General features: G+C 37.7%; 10 protein-coding genes. 7 read left to right on the plus strand and 3 right to left on the minus strand.

Annotation, left to right across the window (positions count from 1 at the left end; translation table 11 throughout):
* Positions 1-5 precede the first annotated feature (5 nt).
* Positions 6-1,490: a sodium/proline symporter PutP gene (gene putP / locus MHB42_RS03285; protein ID WP_340804357.1), complete on the plus strand. Its 1,485-nt coding sequence runs from the start codon at positions 6-8 to the stop codon at positions 1,488-1,490.
* Between the two features lie 175 nt (positions 1,491-1,665).
* Entirely contained in the window at positions 1,666-2,529 is an 864-nt protein-coding gene (locus MHB42_RS03290) for an EamA family transporter (protein WP_340804358.1), read from the plus strand.
* Positions 2,530-2,596: 67 nt separating this feature from the next.
* Here the strand turns inward: MHB42_RS03290 and MHB42_RS03295 are convergent, their stop codons facing one another.
* A complete protein-coding gene (locus MHB42_RS03295; RefSeq protein WP_340804359.1) occupies positions 2,597-3,145 on the minus strand; it encodes a helix-turn-helix domain-containing protein in 549 nt (182 codons plus the stop codon).
* 323 nt (positions 3,146-3,468) lie between these two features.
* Between MHB42_RS03295 and MHB42_RS03300 the strand changes: the two genes are divergently transcribed.
* From MHB42_RS03300 to MHB42_RS03320, 5 genes are all read left to right on the plus strand, one after another.
* A complete protein-coding gene (locus MHB42_RS03300) occupies positions 3,469-4,470 on the plus strand; it encodes a proline racemase family protein (RefSeq protein ID WP_340804360.1) in 1,002 nt (333 codons plus the stop codon).
* A gap of 19 nt (positions 4,471-4,489) precedes the next feature.
* A complete protein-coding gene (locus MHB42_RS03305) occupies positions 4,490-5,467 on the plus strand; it encodes an ornithine cyclodeaminase family protein (RefSeq protein WP_340804362.1) in 978 nt (325 codons plus the stop codon).
* 132 nt (positions 5,468-5,599) lie between these two features.
* Positions 5,600-6,823, plus strand: coding sequence for a dicarboxylate/amino acid:cation symporter (locus MHB42_RS03310; protein WP_340804364.1), 1,224 nt, complete (start codon positions 5,600-5,602; stop codon positions 6,821-6,823).
* Positions 6,824-7,338: 515 nt separating this feature from the next.
* A complete protein-coding gene (locus MHB42_RS03315; protein WP_099806482.1) occupies positions 7,339-7,944 on the plus strand; it encodes an IS607 family transposase in 606 nt (201 codons plus the stop codon).
* Positions 7,937-9,106, plus strand: a complete 1,170-nt coding sequence (locus MHB42_RS03320; RefSeq protein ID WP_340804366.1) for an RNA-guided endonuclease InsQ/TnpB family protein — start codon at positions 7,937-7,939, stop codon at positions 9,104-9,106. Before MHB42_RS03315 ends, MHB42_RS03320 begins: the two co-directional genes overlap by 8 nt.
* A gap of 343 nt (positions 9,107-9,449) precedes the next feature.
* Here the strand turns inward: MHB42_RS03320 and MHB42_RS03325 are convergent, their stop codons facing one another.
* Positions 9,450-10,823, minus strand: coding sequence for a S41 family peptidase (locus tag MHB42_RS03325; RefSeq protein ID WP_340804367.1), 1,374 nt, complete (start codon positions 10,821-10,823; stop codon positions 9,450-9,452).
* A gap of 162 nt (positions 10,824-10,985) precedes the next feature.
* Entirely contained in the window at positions 10,986-12,311 is a 1,326-nt protein-coding gene (brnQ, locus tag MHB42_RS03330) for a branched-chain amino acid transport system II carrier protein (RefSeq protein WP_340804368.1), read from the minus strand.
* Positions 12,312-12,339: the final 28 nt, after the last annotated feature.

Raw genomic sequence — 12,339 nt, forward strand, 5'->3', positions numbered from 1 at the left:
AAGATATGTCAGAAAATTTATATCAGTTACTTGCAATTGTCATTTATTTAGTAGCAATGTTAGCAATTGGATGGTATTCATTTGTGAAAACGTCTAATTTAACGGATTATATGTTAGGAGGACGTTCATTAGGGCCTGCTGTTACAGCACTTAGTGCAGGTGCAGCAGATATGTCAGGCTGGTTATTAATGGGTCTACCAGGTGCCATTTATTTATCGGGGATTGTTGAAGCATGGATTGCCATCGGTTTAACAATAGGGGCTTATTTAAACTGGCTATTAGTCGCACCAAGACTACGTGTATACACACAGGTTTCAAACGACTCCATTACAATTCCAAGTTATTTGGATAATCGTTTGCGTGACCATACAAAGCTGATTCGAATTGCGTCAGGTATTATTATTTTAGTATTCTTTACGTTTTATGTATCGTCAGGTATGGTAGCTGGTGGTAAGTTTTTCGATAGCTCATTTGGCTATGATTACCATACAGGTTTATTAATTGTATCAGGTGTAGTAGTAGCCTATACATTATTTGGTGGGTTCTTAGCTGTTAGTTATACAGACTTTATCCAAGGCTTAACAATGTTTGTAGCATTAATTGCTGTGCCTTTATTTGGCGTGTTCTTAACAGGTGGGCTAGGTGATACAATTGATTCCATCAAAGCTGTTGATCCTGAACACTTAAATTTACTACCATCAACAGTTACAGCGGCAGCTCTTATTTCTTCCATAGCATGGGGCTTGGGTTATTTTGGACAACCACATATTATTGTCCGCTTTATGGCGATTAGCTCAGTGAAGGAAACAAAGCAGGCACGACGTATTGGTATTGGCTGGATGATTTTAAGTTTATTTGGTGCTCTTGCAACCGCTTTAGTTGGTGTAGCGTATTATCAACAAACTGGCGGAGAGCTGAAGGATGCTGAAACAGTATTTATTGTAATGGGGCAAATTTTATTCCATCCATTTATTGCAGGTATTATGCTAGCTGCTATTTTAGCTGCTGTTATGAGTACGATTTCTTCACAATTAATCGTAACCTCCTCAGCACTTGTAGAGGATATTTACAAAGCTTTATTCAATAAAACAGCAAGTGATAAGCATTATGTGTTTGTTGGTCGTATGGCTGTATTAGTTGTATCCATTGTTGCAGGGATTTTAGCTTGGAATCCAGATAACTCTGTTTTAAACTTAGTAAGCTTTGCATGGGCAGGCTTCGGTGCAGCTTTCGGTCCAATTATTTTATTATCATTATATTGGAGAAAATTAACAAACTATGGTGCTATTAGTGGTATGATAACAGGTGCAGTGACTGCATTTATTTGGGGTAAGGTAGAGGTGCTAACTTCTGCATTATATGAAATTGTGCCTGGCTTTATCGCATGTTTACTTGTAGCAATCGTTGTAAGTATGATGACATATAAACGCAATCAAGATATTGAAGATGAATTCGATAGTATGGAAAAAATTCTGAAAGAAGAAAGATAGTAGCTATTCTATTGTTAAATTATTTTCATAGATTGAGGTGAATAAATATGCTTTGGAAGCCATTATTTGAAAATGATGTACCATCCTCACCTTTCTGCTCTTAGCGGGGGAAAGGTGAGAGCTTCTCTCCGTTAAGTGCTGTCATAAATCTAAATAATAGACGGAGGGAATTTTGGTGAAAATCTTACCATATATCATTGTATTACTAGCTGCAATTCTTTGGGGAACTACTGGTACAACGCAAACATTTTTACAAGGAGATATTTCGCCGATTGCCGTTGCCTGTATTCGTTCAGCGATTGGTGGAGGCGCATTGCTCGTCGTTGCATTATCCGCTCGCATGATACATTGGCAATCATGGCCATGGAAATGGAATATACTTGCAGCTATTTCCATTGCACTTTTTCAAGGCTTCTTTTTTTCATCCATACGTTACACTGGTGTCGCTATTGGTACTGTTGTTACAATTGGGAGTGCACCTGTATTTGCGGGTATGCTTGAATGGCTAATTTGGAAGGTAAAGCCGACAAAAATATGGGTAATTTCAACTACCTTTGCCATTGTTGGTTGTATTTTATTGTTTGCGGTTGGTGGTGACACAACAGTAAATAGCTTTGGTATTTTACTTGCTCTTAGCGGTGGCTGTATGTTTGCATTGTACACAAATGTGAGCAAGCGTTTAACAGAAAAAGCAGCAACATTGCCTGCAGTAGCCATGACATTTTCATTATGTGCAGTATTGCTGGTCCCATTTGCATGGCAAGGTGGATTTAGCTGGATGGGAGTCCCGGGCAATATTTGGTCAATGACGTATATGGGCTTAGTGGCAACAAGCTTAGCATATGTGTTATTTTTAGGGGGATTGCGAGCTGTTTCATCCTCAGCAGCTGTAACGCTTAGCTTAGCAGAACCTTTAACAGCCGCATTACTGGGTGCATTTTTCCTTGGAGAATATTTAGCATGGACATCGTGGCTAGGTATTGTCCTGATTTTTGCAGGAATTTTAGTATTAACAGTAGGAACTCGTGTGACCAAATAACAAGTGTAATGTGCCTTTTGCTCAAAAAGGCACATTTTTCTTAAGATAAATTTGGGGTTTGTAAAAATTAAACGATAAGAGGGGTAGATGATACAAAAATAAATTGTGTTGGATGTTTAGTTTTATTAAACCAGTTGTGAGGCACATTCGATTCCATATGAATGCTATCTCCTGGCGATAAATCATACTCGGTATCATTCAAAATAACGGTCAACATACCTTCCAGCACATAAATAAATTCCTGTCCCTCATGAGAAAAAGGAGTTTCTTTTTTATCTCCTGGTAGCAAAGTTACTAAAATAGGCACAAAGAGAGGATTAGTAACATTTCCTGAAAGGTCTGAATAAATAAATGATGACGAATGCTCGGCTTGCTTAGCACCACCACGTCTTATCATATTTTTATCCATTTCTATTGTATCAGGGAAAAAATAGCTAGGGCTAACACCAAGTGCTTCAGATATTTTGCGTAGAGATTGTAATGTAATGGAGCAAAGAGAGCGTTCTACTTGAGATAAAAAGCTTATTGATAAATCTGTTTTTTCAGAAACTTCCTTTAATGTCATTTTTTTTGACTTGCGAAGACTTTTAATTAATATTCCTATATCACGATCCATAATATCTACCTCAACATAGCTTATTGTAATGAAAGTATATATAATCCTTAGATACTTGTAAAGCTAAGGAAGCTTTGGATACTGCTAGAATTTAAAATAAATTTCTGAAAATATCGAATTTTTAAAATAGCTATGTATAATAACTGTAAAAGCTTTAATTTTTGGTTATAAATTTAAGTGTTGTTTAAATTACTTTAAGCGTTAATTAATTTAATGCGTTTTTTATAGCATGAAATTTAAGTAATATTTAAATTTTAGGGTTTTGTTATTGAAAATTAAAGTAATAATAAAATATTTACAACGAAAGGCTGAAGGGAAAATAGATGAAATTTAAAAAAATGTTTACAACAATTGATTTACACGTATCAGGTGAGCCATTGCGTATTATTACAGGGGGATTACCAGAAATCAAAGGGGCAACGCAACTAGAAAGACGTGCCTATTGTATGGAGCATTTAGACCATGTACGTGAAGTATTAATGTATGAGCCAAGAGGACATTTTGATATGTATGGCTGTATTATTACGCCACCTGCAACACCAGGAGCAGATTTAGGTGTATTATTTATGCACAATGAGGGCTGGAGTACAATGTGTGGTCATGGTGTGATTGCAGTTGTCACAATGGCAATTGAAACAGGGATGATTGAGGTCGAAGAAGATAATCAGAAATTTATTATTGATTGCCCATGTGGTCCAGTAACAGCCTATGCAAAATGTAATGGCAATGAAGTAGAGTCAGTATCATTTGAAAATGTACCTTCATTTGTGTATCAAAAAAATGTGCCAGTGCAGATTGATGACTATGTTTTCAATGTAGATATTTCATATGGTGGTGCTTTCTATGCTGTTGCCAATACAAAGGACATAGGCTTAAACGTAAATAGCAAAGACCTTTGGGATTTAAAAGTATGGGGCGACAAAATTAAGCATTATATTGAAGCACAAATGGAAGTTAAACATCCAGTGGAAGATATTTCAGGGATTTACGGTGTTATTTTCTCTGATGAGCCAAATCATCCTACTGCAACTTTACGTAATGTTGTTATTTTTGCAGATAGACAGGTTGACCGCTCACCATGTGGCTCAGGTACAGCAGCGAGGGTAGCAACTTTATATGAGCATGGTAGGCTAGCAGAGGGCGGAAGCTTTGTTCACGAAAGTATTACAGATGGGCAATTTATTGGCGAGGTAGCCTCACTAACACAGGTTGGAAGCTATCAAGCTGTTATTCCAAAAGTAACAGGAGATGCCTATATTACAGGCTTTCATCAATTTGTAGTAGACCCTAAAGATTCACTAAGCAGAGGGTTTTTATTCAAATAATAAAAAAGGAGGAGAAGCAATGTTAGTTATTAGCGCTGAAGAGCAACGAGCCTTAGTGGATATTCATGAGGTGATGGGCTGTGTAGAAGAAGCTTTAAAGGAATTTTCAGCACAGAGAACGATCACACCTATTCGAGCATCACTTCCTTTTTCCAATGCTCAAAATACAGCATTAATTATGCCCTCTGTAGCAGAGGAATTAAAAAGTGTCGGGCTAAAGGTCGTGATGGTTGCCCCAAACAATACAAAATCAGGAAAGAAAACTATTAATGGTGTAGTCATGTTATCTGATTTTGATACAGGAGAGCCAGTTGCATTATTAGAAGGTTCGTTTTTAACAATGGTTAGAACAGGAGCCCTATCAGGTGTTGCCACGAAATATTTAGCACGTCAAGATGCTAAAAAGCTATGTGTAATTGGTACAGGAGAGCAAGCAAAGGGTTTAGTGAAGGCTATATTAGCTGTTCGCGATATTGAGGAGGTTTTTCTCTATAACAGAACAGCAGAGAAAGCACATGAATTTGCTGCCTATATTCGTAATCAATTTGATATACCTGCTCAAGTATGTGCGGATTCAAATGAGGCTGTTCGCCATGCAGATATACTTGTCACAACAACAAGCTCATCTGTGCCAGTTTTCTCTGAATTATTAAAGCCAGGTGTTCATGTAAATGCTGTAGGCTCCTTTAGACCAACAATGCAGGAGCTGCCTTCTAGTGCAATTGCTTGTGCTGATAAAGTAGTAGTGGAATCGACAGAGGCTGCGTTAGAGGAAACAGGTGATTTACTGTCACCTATCAATGAAGGGGTTTTTCAGGCAAGTGAAATCTTTGGTGAGCTTGGACAAATTGTTGCTGGTGAGCTAAATGGGCGAGCAAATAATGAGGAAATTACGATATTTGAGTCTGTTGGATTAGCTGTTGTAGATATAGTAGTTGCTAAATATTTTTATGAAAAAGCTATACAACATAAAATGGGGACAAGTATTACACTTTAAGCTGTAGCACGATGTCAGGACATATAGCTAGTCCTGACTTTTTTATTCAAACTTTTTGCACTAAAATTTAAGTCACACTAAAATTTATATACAAGAAATATACCTTCAATTCAAACTTAAGGGGTTGTTTGCATGAAATGGTGGAGAAATCAAAAGCTGTATATTAAAATTTTTATTGGGGTCATTGTTGGTGTCTTATTAGGCTTACTATTTGGACCAAAAATTGCTGTTATTAAGCCTATTGGAGATATTTTTATTCGCTTGCTACAAATGTTAATCGTGCCGCTTGCCTTTTTAAGTATTATATCGGGTATTACAAAGCTAAAAGATATTAAAATGTTAAAGTCCATTGGCGGAAAAATTATGCTAATTTACGTGCTTACTACTTTAGTAGCCACATTAATTGGTGTTGCAACTGCATTAGTGTTAAAGCCAGGCAAAGGAGAAAAGGGGCTTCTTGCTCAGGCTGAGGCTGTGGAACGACAAGAGTTTAGCTTTATTGATAATATTGTGCAATGGTTTCCGTCCAATATTGTGCAATCAATGGCAGAAACAAATATGCTACAAATTATTATATTCGCTATTTTTATTGGAGTAGCCCTTGTGCTTCTTGGAGATAAAGTGAATAAAATTAAGGAGCTAGTGAATGAAGGGGCAGAGCTGATGATTAAAGTGGCAGATATTGTTATCGGTTTTGCACCATATGGCATTATGGCATTGATTGCACATGTTGTTGGAACGCTTGGTATGGATGTCCTTATTGAAGTAGGACGCTATGTACTAGCATCTTTTGTTGGCTTTTTAGTCATTCTCTTAGTCGTTTATCCAATATTATTGAAGGGACTAGGCAAAACAAGTCCAATTTTCTTTTATAAACAGGTTAGTCCAGCAATGCTTGTAGCTTGCAGTACAACATCAAGCAGTGCAACACTTCCTGCTTCCATGGAGGTGTCGAGAGATGGACTTAAAATACCAGAAAGTATATACGGCTTTACATTGCCACTAGGTGCTACATTAAATATGAATGGCTTAGCATCAACGTTAGGGGTTCTATCTGTATTTGCTGCTAATTTATATGGCATCTCCATATCATTTGGTATGATTTTACAAACTGCCTTTTTAGGAGTAATTCTTGCAATGGGCTGTGCTGGGGTGAAAGGAGCGGATGTTGTAACAGCATCCTTATTGCTTTCTACGCTAGGACTGCCACTTACTATTATACCAATTATTGCAGCAGTATCCCCAGTTGTGGATATGGGCAATACCGTTGTCAATATTACAGGTGACTTAGCTGGCACACAGGTTGTCTACCAAAGAAATCCAGAATATGCGAGCGAAGAGATTTCAACTTTATAAAAATTAAGGTGACGGTAACAAATTCTTTGTAAATTGTTACAAATTAACTAATGTTTGTAATGTTATATAGAAAGCCGTGCGTGTCGGTAAACGGCACGTAGCGAGGGTTAACTGCGGGCAATCCGTAAAGCTGGATGAACCACAACGTGGCATGAAAATGCGAGCGTGACGGTTACGAAAGTAAAAAAAATCATCTGGATGGCATAAGGTTAAATCCTAAGTGCTATGGAACAATCGGTCTTCCGCATCGACTCCCCTTTAAACTGGGGAACGTTCAACGACTATCCTGTATAGCTGACGGGAGTACATCACAAGCTTATGGTGGTGGAAAAATCCTCTACCTAAGGAATTGGGTAAACATATAGTCTGCGCTCATGTGAAAGCATGAGAAGTTCATAAGAGAACTGCTGTCAAAGTTGCGTTTGATAGTGAACAGTTAAAACTTTATAAAACTTTATAAAATAGTTGTGATATTTTAAGGTATTTGTGTTATGATTACTTTAGAGGTGATTGTAATGCAAAGATATTCGATAAGAAAATTCGCTGACCTTATTGATGTCAATCCTCAGACTTTGCGTAACTGGGATAAAGAAGGCAAGTTGAAACCCGCCTACGTGAACCCAGATACAGGCTATAGGTATTATTCAGAAGAACAATTACAAGAGCAACTCGGGAAGATAGCCGAGGAAAAGATTGTGGTTGGTTATTGCCGTGTCAGCTCCAAGAAGCAGCAAGCAGATTTGGAGCGACAGGTTCAGAACATGAAGACGTATCTGTTGGCGCAAGGAAAGCCTTTTAAAATCGTGACGGATATCGGAAGTGGTATCAATTACAACAAGAAAGGCTTAAATGAAGTGATTGATTTGGTAATGGATAAGAAAGTCTCTAAAATCGTTGTTCTTTACAAGGATAGGCTTGTCCGATTCGGCTACGAACTCATCAAAAACATTTGCGACAAGAACAATGTGAGCATCGAAATCATCGACCACAATGAGAAATCCGAACAGGAGGAAGTCGTTGAGGATTTGGTTCAGATTATCACAGTGTTCAGTTGCAAGCTCCAAGGGAAACGTTCCAAGAAAACGAAGGAACTGATTAAGGAGCTGAAAAAAGATGATTAAAGCCATTAAAATCAAGCTCTATCCCACGAAAGAACAAGAGTCGATGCTATGGAAAACAGCCAACCACGCAAGGGGCGCTTGGAATGTTGGTCTTGGTTATATCAAAGACGAATACGAAAAAGGAAATAATGTCTCCACAGCTCAGGCTAGGCAGATGATTACTGATGTCAAGAAGTCCAATAAGGATTATCTATGGCTAGGTGAAATCAGCGCTGACGCTTGGCGTAACGTATTCCAAGATATGACCAAGGCATTCAAGGTGTTTCGGGAAAACCTTAAAAAAGGAATCCCGTTCCCCGATGCAGGCTACCCTCAGTTCAAGAAAAAGTCCAAGTCAAAGCCTTCCTTCTATCATGATGAGCGTAAGCTGAAAGTCTACGGGAACAAGGTTTATCTCGAAAAGATAGGCTTCGTCAAGATGAAAGACGAAGGAAGACTGCCTCAAGGAAATTACAAAAAGGATAAAATCAAGGTCTCCAATGTCCGTGTCGGATACGACAACAAGAACTGGTATCTGACTTGTGGGATTGAAACCTCAGAAGCATACTGGACACCTAACCAAGATTTATCCATCGGTATTGACTTGGGAATTAAAGAACTGGCTGTTACCAACGTGGAAGGTTTGCGCTTCGACAACATCAACAAAAAACGTGAAGTCAAGCGTTTGGAGAAGAAGCATCGGCGGATGTCCCGTAAAATCAGTAGAAAATACGAGGCAAACAAAGATGGCAAGAGGTTTGTGAAGACCAATAATATTGTTAAATTAGAGAGGCTTCGCAAGCGAGTAGACAGACGATTGACGAATATTAGGGACAATCACCTTCATCAAGCTACAAAGGCGATTATCAAGCAAAAACCAAGCAAGATAGTCGTTGAAGATTTAAATGTCAAGGGCATGATGAAGAACAAACACTTGGCAAAATCGGTCGCAAATCAAAAGTTTTTCGAATTTAGAAGACAACTCAAATACAAAGCCAAATTTTATCTTGGTATTGATGTGACAGTGGCAGACAGATGGTTCCCATCGTCTAAAATGTGTTCTTGTTGCGGTCAAATTAAATCTGATTTGAAACTGAAAGACCGTGTTTACAGGTGCGATTGTGGCTTGAAAATCGACCGTGATTTGAATGCTTCAATCAATTTAGCGAATTATTCAATCTAGGAAGCTTAACTCCAAACTAAATCCTAGATATGTACCGTGTGATGCACGGGAATTTAAGCCCTCGGAGAGTTATATCAAACCGTAGTAGCTTCGGCAAGGCGGGACTCGTTGAACAGGGAATTTAACCTTATAATTACAATTCATTTTTTAAGAATTTATAAAGTTTTAACATCGGAAGCGAATTCAGGACGAATCTTCGTGATAAGGGCAAATACCTGCAGAGGAAGGGTGAATACTTGCGAAGGCAGAGCAAATACCCGCGCAATCGGACTAAGCAATCTATCTATATATTATCAGCACTATAAAAAATCCTCTCGTCAAACGATATGGCGAGAGGATTTTGCTATTTTTTTATTTTGATATGCTGGTAATAGCCTTTTTGCACCTTGCTATGTGCTTTTGGATGGATTAATAGCATATATTCTTGGTCTGGTGATAACGGATTCGTTGGTGTTACGATAAGAGAATTTCCTACGACTCTAGTGCTTGCTGGCACTTCGTTAGCTCCTAAAGCTACTAATTGAATATGTCCCTTTGCTATTTGTGTTGTTAAGGATGAAGGGATTTTTATTGTTAGCTTTTTTATGTTGGTGCTACTTTTAACATTTGAGAGCTTTTTATATTTTGGGTATTGCTCCTTGAGTGCATCAAAATGTGCTTGGAAAATCGGAGCAGCCGCTGTTTGAATATTAGGCTTTACACCAACTTCATGGATAGCTTTTTCATTAGGCCCTGTAAACTTGCCAACTGTTAGCTTTAAATAACTGCCATCCTGTAATGTATAAAAGCCTTGCATTGCGCCTTTTCCATACGTTGTTTCACCATATAAAATTGCTGCCTTTTGATCTTGTAGTGAAGCGGCAAGCATTTCAGAAGCACTTGCACTATAGCGATTCACTAAAATACGTGTATTGGCTGGGAATTTTATTTCCTGATGAACAGCAGGTATTGTATATGTACCATGTGCCTCTTCTAATAAATAAGCAATTTTCGCTGATGGGAATAGCCCTGTAAGTTCTTCAGCGGTTGTAACATAGCCACCACCATTATTTTGTAAATCAAGAATAAATGATGTAGCACCACGTTGTTTTAAATCTAATAGAGCTTTTTTAATAAGCTGTGCGCCATCCTCTGAAAAGGAAGATAGTGCTATATAGCCAACATTTCCAAAAAGTAACTCCGTTTGTACATTTGGTAATGTGAATTTTTTACGTGTAATAGTTTTCGTAGATGTTTGCTCATCCTGATGTTTAAGTGTAACTTTTACTTGGGTATTTTCATCTCCTAGTAATAGAGAAGTGGCTTCTTCTGAAGAATATCCTGCAATAGCTTGCCCATCAACAGCGATAATAATATCACCAGCCTGCACATCTGCCTCAAAGGCCCCACTGCCTTCAATAACATCTTTAATCAAAATACCATCCTTGTGCTCTTCTATCACAACACCAATCCCAATTGTTGCTAGATTGATACTATTCATATATGCTTCAAACTCTTGTTTTGTAAAATAGGTTGAGTAAGGATCAAGCATATTGATAATTTCTGGGATGGATGTGGCACTTTCTAAATTTCCGTCAATGGTTCCGACATAAGTATTGTTAATAACTTCTTTTATTTCTTCGACAAGCTGTTGCTCATTGCTAGCGGCATCAGTTGTAGAGAAAGATAGAAGGAAGAAGCTTACCATAAATACGAATGACCATATTATTTTTTTCATAGGACACCTCTTTTCTAGAAACTCAACACGAAAAATTCATCATCGAAGAGGAACGGTTATAAATGGATGGTTCAATTTTACAAATCGAGTATCTATTTTTATTATACATGAAGCAGTGGAAATAGTGGAAAATAAATAAAGAATCTGCTAGGGGCAGATTCTTTAGATAAAACGAGCTTGAAGCTTATAAATAATAAAGCCAATACATGCGCCAACAATAGCTGGTAACAGCCATCCAAGACTTTGCTCATACAATGGCAATACTTTTAACAGGCTTTCATATGCTGTGATTTTAATATTCATTTCCTTTAAACCATCATATAAACTAACAAGGAATGTTGGAATAAGTGCCAAAATATAAACGATTTGTCCACCTTTAAAGAACTGATCTGCTAATGAGAGTATCATTAGCACTATTGCTAATGGATAAATAATTAATAAAACAGGTGAAGAGGCACTAATAATCGTCGAAAGCCCTACATTCGTAATCGCTGTACTAAAAATGGCGAAAGTAATTAAAAAAGTTTTATATGAAATCTTTGGAAACAGCTTATGAAAAAATTGTGCGTTTGCTGTCAATAAACCAACAGCAGTTGATATACAAGCTAGTAAAATAGTAGCAGACAAAATAAGACTTCCAAGGTTACCAAACAGCACTTCAGCAGATTTTGCAATAATATTTCCGCCGTTATCAGAAGTTCCAATTGCTTGAATACTTGTATTCCCAATTTGACTAAGTGAGATATAGACAAATGCTAGACCAAAGGCAGCGACAATACCTGCAAATATAGTAGTATTCACTTGTTTTTTCTTATCTGTCACACCCATATCACGTAATGCTTGCAAAATAACGATACCGAAAACAAGTGCAGCTAGTACATCCATTGTTAAATAACCTTGAACAAAGCCTTCAGCAAACGGAGCTGTTATATACTTACCTACAGCTTCTCCGGGTTCACCCATTGGAGAAATAAAGCTCTTTCCTGCAAGTAATAAAATAATCAGAAGCAGCACTGGTGTTAAAATTTTACCTACTCGATCTACTAGCTTAGAAGGATTGATGGATAGGTAAAGTATTAAGACAAAAAACAAAATAGATGTAATAAAAAGCGGCATCCAATGGTCAGTCATAGCTTCAGGAAGCAATGGAGCAATACCTATTTCATAGGACACTGATCCTGTTCGTGGTATCGCGAAAAAGGGTCCAATTGCCAAATAGACGATGGATGTGAATAATATGCCAAAAGTAGGGCTTACTCGATTTGCAAGCAGCTGTAAATCGCCTCCAGCCTTTGCTACAGCTACGATTGCCAGTAATGGTAACCCAACACCTGTTATTAGAAAGCCAATCATAGCTAGCGTAATATTGTCACCAGCTTGTTGACCTAATAATGGCGGAAAGATAATGTTACCCGCACCCAAAAACAAGGCAAATAGCAGTAAGCCTACAGCTAAATTACCTTTGATGAAATGCAAGATATTTTTCATAATGTTATAACTCCTTTAAAATTGAAAA

It is taken from the genome of Lysinibacillus sp. FSL K6-0232, assembly GCF_038008325.1.
GTDB lineage: Bacteria > Bacillota > Bacilli > Bacillales_A > Planococcaceae > Lysinibacillus.